Genomic DNA, 17015 nt, shown 5'->3' on the forward strand with positions numbered 1-17015 from the left:
GGCTCCTTTACCCGGGGCCGGCTTCGGGGCCGGCGAAAATGGTGAAAACGCTAGGAGGCGGAGATGCTCTTCGTGCTACCGTTCTTGACGCCGGCGAGAGCAGTCCAGCGCTGGCGCAGGGCGAACGCGGCCGGCTTGGGCCGGCGGTCGCGGGTGAAGACGCCCTTCTTGTTGCCGTCCACGCGCATGATGCCGTTGGACGTCTGGAAGTCGGCAAAGTTCCAGACCTGCTCGCCCACCATGGCGTCCACGCGGTCAAAGACGCGGTGGTACATCGCCAGGAAAGCGGCCTGGTATTCCTCGCTCCAGGGCTGTTCGTAGATGGAGTGGAACCCGGGCATGGTATCCGGCCCGTACTCGGTCATGATCATGGGCTTGCCGTACTTGGCTTCCCATTCCCGGAGTTCCTTTTCCAACACGGCCTCCGCCGTTTCGAGGTCCCCGTTGTTCAGGTACCAGCCGTAATAGCGGTTGAGCATAATGACGTCGAAGAGGTCGCCCAGCAGTTCCTTGTCCGGGGTGTCGAACATGACGTTGACGTAGCCCACGGGCCGGGTGGAGTCCAGCTCGCGGGTAAGTTCCACCAGCGGCTGGAAGTACTCGCGGGCGCCTTCCTCGGAACCGTTCGGTTCGTTGGCGATGGACCAGATCACCACCGAGGGGTGGTTCTTGTCCCGGGCCACGAGCTCGGTGATGGCCTGGCGGTGGCTGGCGGCGGTGTTTTCGTCCACGCCGCCGTCCTCATAGGTCTTCTTGGCGATGCCGCCGAAGACGGCGCCGAAGCCCAGGTGCAGTCCGACGGCGGCGGTTTCGTCGATCACAACAATCCCGTGACGGTCCGCGAACTCCATGACCTCTTCGGCGTAGGGGTAGTGCGAAGTCCGGAACGAGTTGGCGCCCACCCAGTCCAGGAGCTGGAAATCGTTGACCATCTGGGCGTTGCTGTGGCCCTTGCCGACGGTGACGTGGTCCTCGTGCATGCCGAAGCCGGTGAAGTAGAACGGCTCCCCGTTGATGAGGAACTCCTTGCCGCTGACTTCGACCGTCCGCACGCCGACGGGCAGCGTGTAGGTGTCCAGCAGCTGCCCGCCGGCACGGATCTCGGCGGTCAGGCTGTAGAGGTAGGCCGCGCCGGGCTTCCAGAGCACGACGTCGGCTACGGACAGCGTGCCCCGCGGACCGTCCGCGCGGGCCAGCTCGACGCCGTCGGCATCCTTGAGCGAGACGGCCACGGTTTCGCTGCCGGTCCCGCCGGCCGTGGAGACCGTGTAATCGACGCTGCCGGTGGTGCCGTCGAAGCCGGTGACCACCGTGATGTCGTCCACGGTCACCGCGGGGGTGCTGAACAGCCACAGGCTGCGGTGCAGTCCGGCGTAGTTGTAGAAGTCGTGCAGGTAGCTCTGCTGGCGGCGGCCGTCCTCGGTGACGGTGATGCTGCCCGGCGGGATGGTTGCCTGGGTGAGTTCGTTGTTCACGGAGATGGTGAGGCGGAATGCCCGGCCGGGGGTCACGTGGTCGGTGATGTCGGCGCTGAACGGCATGTAGCCGCCGGTGTGCTGGGCGACCAGGACATCGTCGACCCACACCATCCCCTCGTGGGTGGCGGAGTCGAGGCGGAGGTGGATCCGGTCTCCGGCCCAGCCGCGGGGGACGCGCACCTCGCGCTGGTACCAGACGTAGCCGACGTGGTCGCGGATGGCTTTGTCGGGGAAGACGTCGTTGTAGCTGGCGGGGACACCCATTTCCAGCGGCGACGCGAGCGGCGCCTTGAACCATTCTTCCCGGTGGCCGGACCGGTCGAAGTCCACCTTGAACCGGTACAGCCCGTCAAGGTTGATGAGCTCACGGGTTTCATTGGCCTGGGGCTTGAGCATCTGGGGAATCCTTACGCGTCGTTGCGGGGGTGCGCCTGCGGGTCTGGCCGGCGGGCCGGGATGTCCTCCCGGAGCGCCTTTGTCTGGATGTAATCCTAGTCACGTGGCAATCATTTGGCAAGCGGTTGCCAAACATTTCTGGAACAGTGGGGTGCCGGCGTCAAAAACAGCACTGCCCGGGTACCGGCATCGCCGGGCCCGGGCAGCGGTGCCCCCACAGGGGTCTGGACTACTCCGGGACAGCCGGCCCGGAGAACGTCCCCCTGAGGCTTTCAATGAGTTCCACGACCGGCCCGCCGCCGGCCGCCGCGGGGTCCACCAGATCCGGGGACAGCAGTTCGAGCATGGCGCGCGTGCGCCCGGCTGCGCTGCGGGTATTGGCTGCGGCGATGTCCTCCGCCAGCGGGTCGTGGAGCTCTGCCGCAGCCGCGGAGAAGTCCATCCAGGCGGCGATCATCAGCGCGGCGGCGGCTCCGCTGCGGCCGCGGCCGCGTTCGGCCAGGAGCACGGGCACGGCGCGCATGCGGAGCTTGGTGCTGCCGTCCATGGCGATCTGCGCCAGGTGGTGGGCGATCCGGGCATTGGAGAAGCGTTCGATCAGGGCGGCGCGATAGCCGGGGATGTCCAGGTCCGGACCCGGCAGGTTGGCTTCCGCCGCATCCCAGAAGCGCTCGACGGCGTCCCTGCAGAGCGGATCCGTCAGCGCCTGGGCCACGGTGCTGTGCCCGCGGAGTTGTCCGGCGTAGGCGAGCAGGGAGTGGGCGCCGTTGAGGAGCCAGAGTTTGCGGTTTTCGTAGGGTTCGATGTCCGCGACGAACACGGCGCCGGCGTCTTCCCAGCGCGGCCGCCCGGCCGGGAAATCCCCGCTGAGGACCCAGTTGTGGAACGGTTCGGCCACCACCGGGGAGTTGTCGCGGTAGCCGCAGGCAGCCTCGACGGCGTCGAGGTCCGCTCCGGTCGTGCGCGGGGTGATGCGGTCCACCGAGGTGCTCACGAAGCTGGTGTTCGCCTCGATCCAGGCCGCCAGGCCGGCATCCCACTCCCCGGCCATGCCCATAACGGCGTTGTGGGCCACCGTGCCGTTGTTGGACAGGTTGTCACAACAGACGACGGCGAGCGGTCCGGTGCCGGCAGCCCGGCGGGCGGCGAGGGCGAGCACCAGCCGGCCAAGCGGCGTCGTGGGGTGTCCGTCGCCGGATGCCAGCAGCGCAAGGTCGGCGGCGACGTCGGCCGCGGCCGTGTCCAGGCTGCCGTCGGCGCGGAGGCGGTAGGCGGCCTCCGTGATGGTGAGGGTGATGACGGCCGTGGCGGGGGCGGCCACCAGCGCCGCGAGCCGCTGCAGGTCAGCGCCATCCACGGCTTCCACAATGCTGCTGACGGTCACGAACGAGTCCCCGGCGTCGCCCCGCTCCACGACGGTGTACAGCCCGTCCTGCTCGGCAAGGGCCAGCGCGGCGTCCGGACGGCGCCCGGTGAAGGCGGCGATGCCCCAGCCCGCTGCATCGCCCGACTGGTGGGTGTACCAGGCCTGGTGCGAGCGGTGGAACGCCCCCAGTCCCAAGTGGACGATCCGCACGGGTGCTTTGGTGGACGGGCGCAGTGCGCGGTTGAGCCGGGGAAGCCCGACGGCGGATACCGTGCCGGCTTGTAGTTCGATGCTCACAGTTTGAAGACCCTTCGGGGAGATCCGTCGACGAGGTCGACGATGAGTTCGTGGGCGCGGTCCTCGCTGACGCGGTGTTCCGCGACGAGACGGGCCAGGAAGGAGGCCTCGATCCGGCGGGAGGCGTCGTGCCGTGCGGGGATGGAGCAGAACGCGCGGGTGTCGTCGATGAAGCCGGACGAGCGCGAGAACCCCGCGGTCTCGGTGACGGCGGAGCGGAAGCGCAGCATGGCGTCCGGTGCGTCCAGGAACCACCACGGCGCACCGAGGTAGACGGACGGGTAGAACCCTGCCAGCGGAGCGAGTTCGCGGGAGAACACGGTCTCGTCCAAGGTGAAAAGCACCAGGTGGAAGTCCTTCGCGGTGCCGAAGTCCTGCAGCACCGGGCGGATCGCCTCGGTGTAGTTGACCGCGAACGGGATGTCGTGGCCGGTGTCTGCGCCGAAGTTCTCGAACGTTGGGCCGTGGTGGTTGCGGAAGGACCCCGGGTGGATGGTCATGACCAGTCCGTCCTCCACGGACATCCGCGCCATCTGGTGCATCATGTGGGCCTCGAAGTCGTCGCGGTCCTGCGCGGTGGCCCCGCCCGAGCGGGCGCGGTCGAACAGTTTCGCGGCGTCGCCGGCGTCGAGTTTGAGCGTCGCGGGAGTGCGGACGCCGTGGTCGGCCGAGACTGCGCCGTGATCCACGAAGTAGCGGCGCCGGTTTTCCAGTGCGGTGAGGTAGCCGGCATAGCCGGAGCCGCCGTCGCCCGCTGCGGCGATGAGCCGGTCCACGTTGGCGGACCAGTCGGGGTGCGCGATGTTCAGGTAGGCGTCCGGGCGGAACGTGGGCAGGACGCGTCCGTGGAACGTGGGGTCCTGGGCGATCGCCCTGTGGCTGGCCAGGTCATCCAGGGGGTCGTCCGTGGTGGCGAGGACCTCGATGTTGAAGTCCTTGAAGAGCTGGCGGGGACGGAACCCGGGCTCGAGCAGACGGGCCGAGATCGCATCGTAGCTGGCGTCGGCCGTCGCGGCGCTGATCTCCTGCCGGAGGCCGAAGACACTGTCGAACTGGGTGCGGAGCCAGTAGCCGGAAGCCGTGCCTTCGAAGAGCGGCCAGGCCTTGCAGAACTCGTGCCAGACGGTCCGGGAGTCCGGTTCCGCCGTTGTGGAGCCCCGCAGCCGGTCCAGCGGGACACCGCTGGCGTGGATCAGGCGGGTGACGTAGTGGTCCGGGCTGACCAGCAGCGCTGCCGGATCCGGGAAGGGTGTGTTGTGCTCGATGACGGCGGCGTCAACGTGCCCGTGCGGGGAGATGATGGGGAGGTCCTGGACCCGGCCCAGGAGCTCGCGCGCAATGCTCCGCGTTCCGGGATCAGCGGGCAGGAGCCGGTCGGGATTGGCGGCTATCGACTGTGACATAGATCAATGGTCCGGCCTGACGGACTAGATTGTCAACCGGTTGCCAAAAATTGCCAAAACATTTGCCGATGTGGCGGGCCGTGCCCGTTCAGCCCGCCTCGTTCAGCCCGCCGGCAGCAGCCGGCCGCTCGAGCCCCGCAGCACCAGTTCCGTTTCGACGCGCAGGATGGCTGCGGGTTCCCCCGCGCCGAGCGGGAGATCGCCGTGAGAGAGATCCCTGTGCAGGAGATCCAGTAGCAGCGCGGCGGCGCCCGAGCCGCACTCCCCGAGCGGGGAGCGGACGGTGGTCAGCGGGGGCGTGGTGAAGTCCGCGCCGAAAATATCGTCGAAACCCACAATGCTGATCTGGTCCGGGACCACCACGCCGGCGGCCTGGAGTTCCTGCATGAGCCCGATGGCCAGGAGGTCGTTGTAGGTCAGCACCGCCGTGGCGCCGCTGGCCCGGACGTCGCGCGCCACCTGCCGGCCGCCGTCGACCGTGGGTTTGCTGGATTCCAGCCGCACGGCCTCAAGCCGGGACCACTCGCAGGCGGCCTGCACGCCCTCCCAGCGGCGGGCGGACATCCAGGACTGCGGCGGCCCGGCAACGAAGGCGACCTTCTGGTGTCCGTTGGCGGCCAGGCTGCGGACTGCCTCGCTGATGCCCTTGTTCACGTCCGGAACCACACACGGCACGCCGTCCACCTCGCGGTTGATGACCACCACGGGTTTGTCGCGGGCGAGGGCCCGGATGTTGTCGTCGTCCATCCGTGGGCTGGCCAGGATGAGGCCGTCCACGGTGGCCATCATCCGGCGGGCCGCCGTGAGTTCGGTGGCGGCGGACTCCGCCGATTCGGCGAGCACCAGGGTGTAGTCCCGGGCCGTGGCGGTGGTTTCGGCTCCGCGGATGATGTCGAAGAACGTGGGGTTGGTGATATCCGCGACGATCAGCCCGAAAGTGCTGGTCCGGCCGGTGGGAAGCGCCCGGGCGAAGGGGTTGACCTGGTAGTTCAGCTCGGCGGCGGCATCCTCGATGAGTTTCTGCGTCTTGGCGCTGACCCTGCCGGGCTTGCTGAGCGCCCGGGAAACCGTGGACGGATTGACGCCGGCCACCTTGGCGATGTCGTAGATGGTGGCATTGGGCTTTCCGTCCCGGGCGTGCTTTTTGACCGGACCTGCTGGTGCGGCACCTTCCGGCTCTTTGGGTTCAGTCACGGCTCCATCGTAGTGCGGCACGGCAACAAACAGCGGGACGGTTGCCAAACCATCTCGCACATCCCGCCCCCTGCACGCCAACGGTCTCTCACTTTCGTCAGGAAAGTGAGAGACCGTTCGCCTCACGGCGCCGAAATGTGCGGGAGCGTTGGGCTACGACCGCTGGGGGAACTTGCCCTCGGCCGCGATCCGCTTGTTCAGCTCGGCGAGGAACACGTCCTCGTCGAAGTCCAGGCCCACTTCCGTGCCGGTCCAGCTGGAGAGGTGGATGGCGTTGGCCAGCCGGACGCCGTTGATTCCGTCCGAGCCGGGGGCCAGCAGCGGGGTGCCGTCCAGGATGTTGGCGGCGAAGTTCTCCAGGACACCGGCGTGCTGACCGCCCCAGACGGACTCGAACTCGATGACCTCGGTGCTGTAGTACTCCTCGGGGTTCAGCTCCCCCATAAAGAGCTTGCGGACATCGTCCATGCCCATGCCGTCGCTGAGTTCCCGCTCGGGCTTCCGCAGGCGGGTCACGGTGGCGGTCTTGGAATTTTCGACGACGATCTTGCCCTGGTCACCCAGGATCTCGAAGCGGTCCGTGCCCGTCAGGTCGTGCGTGGCGGTGACAAACACGCCCGTGGCGCCGTCGCCGTAGTCCACCACGGCCGTGACCTCGTCCTCGACGGCGATGTCCCGGCGGAAGCCGTAGGCCACCTTCGCGTACACCGACTGGGGCACGCCGCAGATCCACTGCCACAGATCCAGCTGGTGCGGTGCCTGGTTGACCAGCACTCCGCCGCCTTCGCCGCCCCACGTGGCGCGCCACTCGCTGGAGTTGTAGTAGCCCTGGGGCCGCCACCAGGTGGTGATGATCCAGTTGGTGCGGCGGATGCTGCCGATCTCCCCCGCGTCCACGATCTCCTTCAGGCGCTGGTACAGCGGGTTGTTGCGTTGGTTGAACATGATGGCGAACGAGAGCCCGGGCTTGGACGCGGCGAACTCGTTGAGCTCCTTGACCTGCTTGGTGTACACGCCGGCCGGCTTCTCGACGAGGGCGTGGATGTTGCGCTTGAGCGTTTCGATGCCCATTTCCGGGTGCAGGAAGTGCGGCACGCACGTGACGATCGCGTCGACGTCGCCGCTTTCGAGCATCGTGATGTAGTCGTCGTAAAAGGGGACGTCAGCGTACTGGGACGAGGCCTGCTCCTTCTTCCCGGGGTCGACGTCGCAGATGGCCCCGATTTCCATGTTGGGGACCAGCCCGTCCTGGATGAACTTGGCGTAGGCGCCGCCCTGCTGGCCCAGGCCGATGATGCCCAGACGTACTTTTTTGCTCATAAGTGAATCTCCGTGTTCGTGGGTGCTGTGGTGGGGACGTCTTAGAAGAGTTCGCCGTGGCCCATGGCCACGAGGTTGTCGTAGGAAGTCTGCAGGGCGTCCCAGACGGAGCGGCCGTAAAGCTCGTCCTGCTCCACGAGCAGGTACCGGGCGCCCGCGGCCTGGGCGGCCGGGATGATGGCGGGGAAGTCCAGGTTGCCCTCGCCCACTTCGGCGAACTGGACCACGTTTTTGAACTCGGCCATGAAGCCGGCAAAGTCCCCGGTTTCCAGGAGCCCGAAGGCACTCTCGGGGAGCTGGCCGATCCGGTAGTCCTTCAGGTGGACCATCGCGGTGCGGCCGGCGTATTTGGCCAGGGTCCGGACCGGGTCCAGGCCGCCGCGCTGGACCCAGTGGACGTCGATTTCCAGGCCCATGGCCGGGGAGTTCGCGGCGATGATGTCCAGCATGTACGCGCCGTCGAATTTCGCGAACTCGATGTGGTGGTTGTGGTAGTACAGGCCGAGTCCGTGCTCGGCCAGGCGCTCGGCGTACCCGTTGGCCTGCTTGGCGAAGTCCACGACGGCGTCGATCGATTTCATGGCGGGGAACGGCAGCATGCCGATCCGCAGGAGCTTCGTGTCCAGGCGATTGGCGTCCTCGACGATCTTGTCGAAGTGGTCCTTCAGCGAATCCCCGGGCATGCCCTTGGGGGTTTCCATGGCCACGGACAGGGCGGCCACGTCCATGCCGAGTTCGGTCTGCGCGCGGTCCAGTTCCGCCACGTTTTCCGGCGTCATGGGGATCTGGGATACCTCGACCGCGTTGTAGCCGATCGCGTTGACCTTCCGGAGCGTTTCGAACGCCCCGAGATCCCTGAAGCTGTCCCGCAGCATCATGGCTTGTACACCTATTGTGGCCATTCCGGTTCCTCCGTCCGGCCGGCTCCCAAGGAAACCGGCACGTCGTATTTGTTGGTTGCTAGTGGTCTGGCCGCGTCCTCAGGCGAGGACACCTGCCTGTTCGTGCTGCTGCCGCTGGAGTTCCAGCAGCCGGTGCCTGTCGGCCCTGCGCTGTTCCTGGCGGTCCGGGTCCGGGACCGGCGAGGCCAGCAGCAGCCGCTGCGTGTAGGGGTGCTCCGGGTCCCGGGTGACGACGTCGGCCGGGCCCTGCTCCACAATCTCGCCGTGGTACATCACTGCGACGCGGTGGCTGATGTGCCGGACGACGTCGAGGTCATGGGACACGAAGAGGTAGGAGACCCCGGTGTCCCGCTGGATCTGCAGGAACAGGTCCAGCACGCGGGCCTGCGTCGACAGGTCCAGGGCGCTCACGGGCTCGTCGCAGACGATCAGTTTCGGTGACAGCGCCAGCGCCCGGGCGATGGCGACGCGCTGCCGCTGTCCGCCGCTGAATTCCCTGGGGAGCCGGTGGATGGCGTCGGAGGGAAGTCCCACCTGGTCCAGCAGCTCCCGGACCCGCGCCCTGGCTTCGGCGGGCGGCTTGCCCTGCACGGCGAGGGGTTCGGCGAGGATGTCACCGATTTCCAGTGCCGGGTTCAACGAGGTGTACGGGTCCTGGAAGACCACCTGCAGGTCCCGGCTCAGGGTCCGCCGGTCCTTGCGGCTGGCGTGGCTGATGTCCTTGCCGTCGAACGTGATCCTGCCCGCCGTAACCGGCGCCAGCCCCAGCACGGCGCGGCCCAGGGTCGTTTTGCCGGAACCGGACTCCCCCACCAGGCCGAGGGTCTCGCCCTGGCCGATGGTGATGTTGATATCCGTCAGTGCACGGAACGGTTTGGCCCGGAAGCCTTTGCCGGGATATTCCACGATGAGGTTGTCCACGCGCAGCAGGTCTGTGTGTTCCCCGGCCGCGGGGGTGGAGCCGGAAGTTACGGTTGCAGTCATGATGCCGCCCCCTGGGAGGTTGATGAAACGAGCGTGGTCATGGGTTCCCTGCCTTCCAGCATGGACCCGAGCAGGGTCCGGGTGTAGGTCTCCTGCGGGTTCCTGAGGATGCCGCGGACCGGGCCCTCCTCCACAAGCCGGCCGTTCTGCATCACCACGACGCGGTCGCAGAGGTCCGCCACCACGCCGAAGTTGTGCGTCACCAGGATCACGCCGATGTTCAACCGCTTCTGGAGGTCCCGGATCAGGTCCAGGACGTCGGCCTGCACGGTGACGTCCAGGGCCGTGGTGGGTTCGTCGGCGATCACCAGGTCCGGTTCGCAGCTGATGGCCCCGGCGATCAGCACGCGCTGGGCCATGCCGCCGGACACCTCGTGCGGGTAGGCGTCGAAGGTCCGCTTGGGGTTGACGATTCCGACGTCGGTCAGGAGCTTCAGTGCCCGCGTGCGGGCTTCCTCCTTGGAGATGCCGAGGACGCGCATCATGGGGGTGACCAGCTGGTAGCCGATGGTGAAGGCCGGGTCCAGGTTGCTCATGGGTTCCTGCGGAATGTAGGAGATCCTCTTGCCGCGCAGCTTGGACAGCCGCTCCTGGCTGACCCGTTCGTCCCCCGGCGCCACGGTGTAGTTGCCGTCGAACTGGATGGAACCGGCCACAATACGGGCGTTGTCCGGAAGCAGCCCCAGGATGGAGAACGCCGTCTGGGACTTGCCCGAGCCGGATTCGCCCACGATGCCCAGGATCTCGCCGCGGTCCACGTGGAACGACACGTCATCCACCACCTTTTTGATGGAACCGTCCGCCTGGGGGTAGCCGACGCCGAGATTGGTCACCTTCACCAGGTGGTGTTCGGTGCCGGCGTCGACGGCGGCCACGGACTTGCGCGACGGCCGCGCAGTGGAGGGTGCCGGCGTCGTGCCCGCCGACGGAACTGCCGCCTTCCTGCGGTGCTTGATCTTTTCGCCGTCTTCAAGCGCGTCGCGGAGGGCGTTGCCCAGCAGGACCAGGCCGCCGATGGTCAGCGCCATGGCAAGCGCCGGCCAGAACAGCAGCGTCGGGTTCAGGTAGACGTTCTTGAAACCCTCGGAGAGCATAACGCCCCAGGTTGCCTTGGTGGGGTCGCCCAGGCCGAGAAACTCCAGTCCGGACTGGATGGCGATTGCCACCCCGGCGATCGCCGCGGTCTGGATGATGATGGGTGCGCGGACCACAGAGAAGATGTGGCGCGCGATGATGCTGAGGTCGGAGAGCCCGGACACCCGTGCGGCGTCAACATAGAGCTCGTTGCGCACCGACTGGACCGCCGTGCGGGTCAGCCGGAAATAGGACGGGCTGATGAGGATGCCGAAGGCGATCATGGAAATCCAGACCGACGGGCCGAAGGCCGCCCGGATGGTCAACAGCACGATCAGGCCCGGAAGGCTCATGAGGATGCTGACCACCCAGTTGGAGCCGGCCTCGAACTTCCCGGCGTAGTAGCCGGCGATCAGGCCCGCCGGCAGTCCGATGACAATGGCCACGCCCGCGCAGAGCAGGGCCGATAGCAGCGTCAGTTGCGCGCCGAACAGCAACCGGCTCCAGACATCGCGTCCGGCGCTGTCGGTTCCCAGGACGTTGACTGAGTCCGGGGCGGCCAGGGTCTTGGCAATGTTTGCGTAGTTCTGGTCAAAGGGAGCCAGGACCGGGGCCAGAAGGGCCAGGAGCGAGATCACCAGGAGAATGCCCATGGCGGCGATGCCGAGGGGGTTCTTGAACAGGCGCCGGATCACGGTGGAACGGACCACGGTACCGCTTTGGCCTGTTCCCGCGGGGGTGGCAACTGCCGCGGTTGCGGCGGCTTCTTCGGAAGAATTGTTCATGAGACACGTACCTTCGGGTTGAGCCAGCCATTGAGAATGTCCACCAGCAGGTTCACGACTATGACGACGACCACCGTGTACATCACGACGCCCATCACCACCGGAAGATCCGACTGGCCGGTTGCGGCCACCGCCAGCGGCCCCATGCCCGGAAGGGCGAAGATCTGTTCGATGATCACCACACCGCCAAGCATGCCGATCAGCTGCAGGCTCAGCACGGTCAGGCCGGCCGGAGCGGCGCTGCGCAGCACGTGCTTGAACAGAATTTCGCGCTCGCCGATCCCGCGGCTGCGAAGGGTGCGGACATAGTCCCGCTCGAGTTGTTTGATGACGGCGCTGCGGATCTGCTGCGCGCCTCCGGTGACGCCGTTGATCAACAGGGCAATCACCGGAAGCGACATGGAATAGATCCAGGCGTCGGCCCCGGCGTCCGGGGAAATGGTGCTGGTGGCCGGGAAGAGTCCCAGCTGGATGGCCAGGATGGTGACCAGGATGACGCCGATGACGAACCCCGGTACGGAGTCGCCGATGATGGCGCCAACCTGGACCACCCTGTCCACCCAGCCGCGCTTGACCGCGGCGGCAACGCCAATGAGTGCGGCACAAATTGCGATCAGGATCATTGCGGCGAAAACCATGGTCATGGTCACCGGAATCCGGCTGGCCAGGGAGTTGGCCACCGGTTCCGAGGTGAACCAGGATGCGCCAAGGTTTCCGCTGAGGGCATCGGACACCCAGGTGAAGTAGCGGGACACCAGGGGTTGGTCCAGGCCCAGCTCCTGTTCTTTCAACGCCACCTGCTCAGCGGTGGCCTGGTCGCCCAGGATGTTCCTGGCGATGCTCCCGCTGGACATATACAGCAGGAAGAAGGTGAGCGCCGAGACAACAAGCAGCACCACCAGCCCGCTGCCCAGCCTTTTCGCAATGAACCTGATCATGGTGCCCTACTTGGCCGGTGAGTAGTTGTAGATGGACGGGACGGCCTGCTGGATCTGCGGCGTCACGTTCACCTTGGCGTTGTGGTAATACATCTGGTTGACGCGGAACAGCGGAGCGAACCAGGCCTGCTCCACCACGTACTTGTTCACGTCCTGGGCCAGCTTGCCGGCGTCGGCGCCGCCGTTGCGCACGGCGTCAATCTTGGCGTCGAGATCCGGCGACGCGTTCTTGAACGGGTTGTAGAGCGCCTTGGTGGAGATGATCTGGTTGATGGCCACGGTCGGCTGGCCCTGGAAGAGGGAGAAGTACATCGTGGTGTACTTCTGTCCGGCCACATCGGACGTGAAGGTGTTGGTGAGCGCGGCGCCAATCTTCAGGGTGATGCCGACGTCTGCGAGCTGCTGCTGGACCACGGAAATTTGGGTCTGGAAGTCGGGGATGCTGGGGATTTCCAGGGTCACTCCGGTTTCATAGCCGGCTTCTTTGAGGAGCTGCTTGGCCTTGGCCGGATCGTAGCTGTAGTAGTTTTCCAGCTCTTCGGTCCAGGCGCCGCTGGCCTTGCCGAAGGGCTGGGACGTCGGGGTGCCCTGGCCCAGCAGGACCTGGTCGAGGATGGTCTTGCGGTCAAAGGCGTGGTTGATGGCCTGGCGGACCTTGACGTTCTGCAGCGCGGGGTTCTTGGCACCGTCACGGTCCAGGAGGAGCAGCCCCTGCCAGTCCACCTCGTTGGCGGCCAGCTTCATCTTGGCGCCCTCGGCCTGCTTGCCGTTCTTGGGGTCCAGGAGGGTGGCGTCCACCTGGCCGGAGACCAGGGCGTTGGTGCGGGCGGTGGGGTCGGTCAGGATCTTGAAGGTCAGCTTGGAGTACTTCTGCAGGTCCTTGTTCCAGTAGTCCTTCCGGGCGGTGAACACGGTCTGGGAATCTTTGACCGACGCGGCCTTGTCCATCACGTAGGGACCGGAGCCCGCCGGTTCGGTCTTGATGCCGTCGGTGCCGAGCGCCTTGGGGCTGCCCATCAGGCCGGCGGCCTGGCTGAGGAAGTATTCCAGGGCCGGGTCCGGGGTGCTGAGGTTGATGTCGATGGTGTCGGTGTCCACCACGGCCACGTCCTTGACGGCATTGAGCTGGGCCATCTGCGGACCATTGGCCTTCTTGAAGTGGTCCATGTTTGCCTTGGCGGCTTCGGCGTCGAACTTTGCGCCGTCGCTGAAGGTGACGTCCGAGCGCAGGTCCACCGTCAGTTTGGTGTTGGCTGCGTTGTACTTCCAGGCCGTCGCCAGCATGGGGCTGAGCTTTCCGTCCGGCTCGCGGAGGATGAGGGTGTCGTACACGGCCTGGTACGGCTGGAGGATGTGGCCCACATGGGCCTGGGCCGGATCCCAGGACCGGACGTCCTGGATGGTGCCCAACGTCAGTGCCGTGGCAGCGCCGGCGGCCGAGCTGGATTTTGCAGCGCCTCCGCACGCTGTCAGGGCGAGGGCCGCGCTGACGGTGAGGGCGGTTGCTGCCGCCTTGGGACCTAACTTCATTGTTGGCTCCTAGTGAGTCTGTGACCTGGGTGCTTCAAAACCGGGAGGTGTGGCGTGGGCCACACCGGCCTTGTGGGATTCACAGTACGCATTGTTGCCTATCTTGGCAACCGATTGTCATATTCGTTGCAAAATGTCGATTGGAGGGCAGCGAAAAGCCCGGAATCAAATCATTAAGCGGGTTAACATCCGGTTGCCAGAAGGCTCAGGAAACCTGGTGGGCCGCGCCCGGGTAGCTCTGCCGGTAGATGTCCTTGACGATGCGCAGCGATTTCTCGGCCTCCGCCGGGCTGATCCAGAACGGCTCCGTCTCGGACAGCCGGCCGTAGAAGTCGTTGATCAGCAGTTCGTGCGAGACGCCCCAGTAGGACCGGCCGCCGGAGCCGCTCCTGCGCTCCGGAATGACCTCAGTGCGCCCGTCCCGATGGGCAACAGTAAGGTCGCCGCGCAGGCTCAGAACGGCCTTCTCCGTGACCACCTCGAGTGTCACCGGCGCGTTGGAGGCATTGGCAAGGGTGGCGTAGAACGCGCTCCGGGCACCGTTGGCGTGCTCCGCCACGAACTCGGTGGTGTCTTCCACCTCGATGGTGCCGCCCAGGAAGCGTGTGGAGGCGTTGCCACTGACAGCAACGACGTCTCCTACCAGCCACTGGAGCAGATCCACGGTGTGGATGGCCTGGTTCATCATCAGTCCCCCACCGCCGCCGGCCCAGGTCCCCCGCCATGGCCGGTCCCGGTAGTACTCGGCGGAACGCTGCCACATCACCGTCGCCGAGGCACCCATCACGGCCCCCAGCTCGCCGGATGACAGCAGCGCAGACATGGCCTGCGACGTCGCGTTGTACCGGTTCTGGAAGCACACTGCGATCTTCGCGCTGCCTGCCGAGGCCACGTCAACCAGCCGCCTCCCCTCGGCCAGGGTGTGGGCCAGCGGCTTCTCCACGATGACGTTGACGCCACGCTCCAGGCACTCCGCGGCCACCGAGGCGTGCTGGTCATGCGGAGTGCAGATGTGCACCACGTCCGGCCGGACCGCCTCGATCATGCTCAGGTGATCGGCGAAGCCGGGGACGCCGCGGGCGGCGACCGCGGCGGCCAGCCGCTCCGGATCCGAATCGCAGACCGCAACCAGGGTGGCGCCGTCGAGCTTTGCCAGCGCCTCGAAATGCACGGCGGAAACATCGCCGCAGCCGATGACTGCCGCCGTCGTACTCAAGAGAGTTCAACCCCGTTCTTCGCGGCGAGCGCTGCGAAGGCGCGGGCCGCTTTGCCGAACGCGACGGGCCCGGAGAATCCGCCCAGCTCGTGGGCGCTGGCCAGATGCGGCTCCAACGAGGCGAAGCCGCTGAAGCCGTCAGCCTTGAGGGCTGCGATGGTGGCGTCCAGTTCGCCGTCGCCCTCGCCGGAGGGAACCACCGCGCCCGTGGCGGCCACGGCATCCTTGACCTGGAAGTACTCCAGGTACGGGCGCAGCATCGCGTAGCCCTCCGTATAGGGCTTGACGCCCACCTGGACGAAGTTGGCGTTGTCCCAGGCGATGCGCAGCGCCGGGGAGTCGACAGTCTCCATGATGTCCAGGACACGCTCGGGAGTGTCGCCGAAGATGCCCTTCTCGTTTTCATGCAGGAGCACGACGCCGGCTTCCGCGGCGAGCGCCGCCAGCGCGGCCATGCGGGCCATGACGTCCTCGCGGATGTCTTCAGCAGCCTGGTTGTCCGCCCGGTAGAACGAGAAGATGCGGATGTACCGGGTGTCCAGCCCTTTGGCGACGGAGATGATCTGCCGAAGGCGTTCCAGTTCGTGTTCCGCCGGCAGGCTCACGTCCACCTTGCCGATGGGGCTGGCCACGGCCGAAACTTTGAGGCCCTTCTCGTCGAGAATGCCCTTGAGCCGGGCGACCTGCTCCGGTTCGAGTTCGGAGACATTCGTGCCCCAGGCGCTGCGCACCTCGATATGGCTGACGCCGAGGGCCAGGAGGACCGCGGCCTGCACCGCGGGATCCGGGTCGATTTCGTCTCCGAAGCCTGAGAGCGGCCAGACTGCGGTGGGTGTGTTGCTCACGCGGATCTCCTGGTTTTTCGCGGCCGCCGCATCGGGCAGCCCTGTTCCCGGCCCCGGCGCGGTGACGCAGTTCACAAACGGTGTCGAAGCCAGCTTAGCTACTGGCGGACGGTAATGACAACCGATTGCCAAACTTTGACAAGGTGTGGCATTCTTGGCGGACCGGCGGACCTGTGGCGGCAGTCACAGGCCGGCCATTCCACCCCCGGCCATCACGGCCCTGCCACCACGTTCAGAGAGGAGCGCCGTGGCTACGACGCAGCCAGCGGCCGTTGACCGGCCCGCCACCATCCACGACATCGCCGCGCTTTGCGGGGTGGCGGCCTCCACCGTTTCCCGCGCGCTCTCCACCCCGGACCGCGTCAACATCCGTACCCGCCAGCGGATCGAGGCGGCTGCGGCCCAGCTGCATTACATTCCCAACAGCCAGGCGAAGGCGCTGAGTTCCGGCCGTACGGGCGCGGTGGGTGTCCTGGTGCCGGACATCACCAACCCGTTCTACTTCGACCTCATCCGGGGAACCCAGCTCCAGCTCAAGGCGGCCGGCTACACGCAGTTGCTCGTGGACACGGAGGAATCCGACGAGGTGGAAGCGAGCACACTCGAGCAGCTGCGAAAGAGCGCCGACGGCATCATCGTTGCAGCGTCCCGGCTCACCGACGAAGCCCTGCTGGCCGCGGCGGCCAAGATGCCACTGGTCACCATCAACCGTGACGTTCCCGGAGTCCCCGCCGTCATCATTGACACTCCCTCCGCCACCAGCCAGGCGCTGGACCACCTCGTCTCGCTGGGCCATACCCGGATCGCCTACATGGCCGGTCCGCTGACGTCCCAGTCCAGCACGCGGCGCTGGACCACCCTGTCCGAGGCCGCCGAGGAACGCGGTGTGGAAGTGCGCCGGCTGGGGCCGTTTGCCCCCAAGACACAGTCCGGCGCCGCAGCCGCGGACGCCGCCGTGCACAGCGGAGTGACGGCCTGCATCGCCTTCAACGACCTCATCGCCATCGGCATGCTGCAGCGCCTGCGGGAACGCGGCCTGCGGGTTCCGGAGGACATGAGCATTGTGGGCTGCGATGACATCTTCGGCGCCGATTTCTGCAATCCGCCCCTGTCGACCATGGCCTCCCCGATCGAGCAGGCCGGCCGCGTGGCGGTCTCCATGCTGCTGGCCCGGTTGAACCCGCTGGCCGGCGGCGGCACCCGCAGCCGGTCCGTGATGCCCACCCACCTCACGGTCCGCGGCTCGACAGGACCGGCGCGGCAGGCTTTGTGATGGCCCCCGCTGAC

At 66.7% G+C, this 17015-nt stretch carries 13 protein-coding genes; 1 reads left to right on the forward strand and 12 read right to left on the reverse strand.

Annotation, left to right across the window (positions count from 1 at the left end; all coding sequences use genetic code 11):
- Positions 1 to 50 precede the first annotated feature (50 nt).
- From uidA to ASE96_RS06605, 12 genes are all read right to left on the reverse strand, one after another.
- Positions 51 to 1874, reverse strand: coding sequence for a beta-glucuronidase (gene uidA / locus ASE96_RS06550; protein ID WP_056427734.1), 1824 nt, complete (start codon positions 1872 to 1874; stop codon positions 51 to 53).
- Positions 1875 to 2103: 229 nt separating this feature from the next.
- Positions 2104 to 3537, reverse strand: a complete 1434-nt coding sequence (locus ASE96_RS06555) for a mannitol dehydrogenase family protein (RefSeq protein WP_056427737.1) — start codon at positions 3535 to 3537, stop codon at positions 2104 to 2106.
- Positions 3534 to 4940: a glucuronate isomerase gene (gene uxaC, locus ASE96_RS06560; protein WP_056427740.1), complete on the reverse strand. Its 1407-nt coding sequence runs from the start codon at positions 4938 to 4940 to the stop codon at positions 3534 to 3536. The genes ASE96_RS06555 and uxaC overlap by 4 nt, the downstream gene beginning before the upstream one ends.
- A gap of 102 nt (positions 4941 to 5042) precedes the next feature.
- Positions 5043 to 6134, reverse strand: coding sequence for a LacI family DNA-binding transcriptional regulator (locus tag ASE96_RS06565; protein ID WP_056429223.1), 1092 nt, complete (start codon positions 6132 to 6134; stop codon positions 5043 to 5045).
- A 153-nt stretch (positions 6135 to 6287) separates the two neighbouring features.
- Positions 6288 to 7454, reverse strand: coding sequence for a Gfo/Idh/MocA family protein (locus ASE96_RS06570; RefSeq protein ID WP_056427743.1), 1167 nt, complete (start codon positions 7452 to 7454; stop codon positions 6288 to 6290).
- Between the two features lie 41 nt (positions 7455 to 7495).
- Positions 7496 to 8356, reverse strand: a complete 861-nt coding sequence (locus tag ASE96_RS06575) for a sugar phosphate isomerase/epimerase family protein (protein ID WP_235500156.1) — start codon at positions 8354 to 8356, stop codon at positions 7496 to 7498.
- 78 nt (positions 8357 to 8434) lie between these two features.
- Positions 8435 to 9340, reverse strand: coding sequence for an ATP-binding cassette domain-containing protein (locus tag ASE96_RS06580; protein WP_056427750.1), 906 nt, complete (start codon positions 9338 to 9340; stop codon positions 8435 to 8437).
- Positions 9337 to 11199, reverse strand: coding sequence for a dipeptide/oligopeptide/nickel ABC transporter permease/ATP-binding protein (locus ASE96_RS06585; protein WP_056427753.1), 1863 nt, complete (start codon positions 11197 to 11199; stop codon positions 9337 to 9339). Before ASE96_RS06585 ends, ASE96_RS06580 begins: the two co-directional genes overlap by 4 nt.
- On the reverse strand, positions 11196 to 12137 hold the full coding sequence (locus ASE96_RS06590) for an ABC transporter permease (RefSeq protein WP_056427755.1): 942 nt from the start codon (positions 12135 to 12137) through the stop codon (positions 11196 to 11198). The genes ASE96_RS06585 and ASE96_RS06590 overlap by 4 nt, the downstream gene beginning before the upstream one ends.
- 6 nt (positions 12138 to 12143) lie before the next feature.
- Positions 12144 to 13667 carry an ABC transporter substrate-binding protein gene (locus ASE96_RS06595; protein WP_056427759.1) on the reverse strand — a complete coding sequence of 508 codons (1524 nt, stop codon included), beginning with the start codon at positions 13665 to 13667 and terminating at the stop codon, positions 12144 to 12146.
- Between the two features lie 205 nt (positions 13668 to 13872).
- Positions 13873 to 14883 carry a Gfo/Idh/MocA family protein gene (locus ASE96_RS06600; protein ID WP_056427762.1) on the reverse strand — a complete coding sequence of 337 codons (1011 nt, stop codon included), beginning with the start codon at positions 14881 to 14883 and terminating at the stop codon, positions 13873 to 13875.
- Positions 14880 to 15728: a sugar phosphate isomerase/epimerase family protein gene (locus ASE96_RS06605; protein ID WP_056429225.1), complete on the reverse strand. Its 849-nt coding sequence runs from the start codon at positions 15726 to 15728 to the stop codon at positions 14880 to 14882. The genes ASE96_RS06600 and ASE96_RS06605 overlap by 4 nt, the downstream gene beginning before the upstream one ends.
- Positions 15729 to 15975: 247 nt before the next feature.
- Here ASE96_RS06605 and ASE96_RS06610 point away from each other — a divergent pair, with 247 nt between their 5' ends.
- Entirely contained in the window at positions 15976 to 17001 is a 1026-nt protein-coding gene (locus ASE96_RS06610) for a LacI family DNA-binding transcriptional regulator (RefSeq protein WP_056427765.1), read from the forward strand.
- The last annotated feature ends 14 nt before the right edge of the window (positions 17002 to 17015 follow it).

This window comes from Arthrobacter sp. Leaf69 (genome assembly GCF_001422645.1).
In the GTDB taxonomy this organism is placed as follows: Bacteria; Actinomycetota; Actinomycetes; order Actinomycetales; family Micrococcaceae; genus Arthrobacter.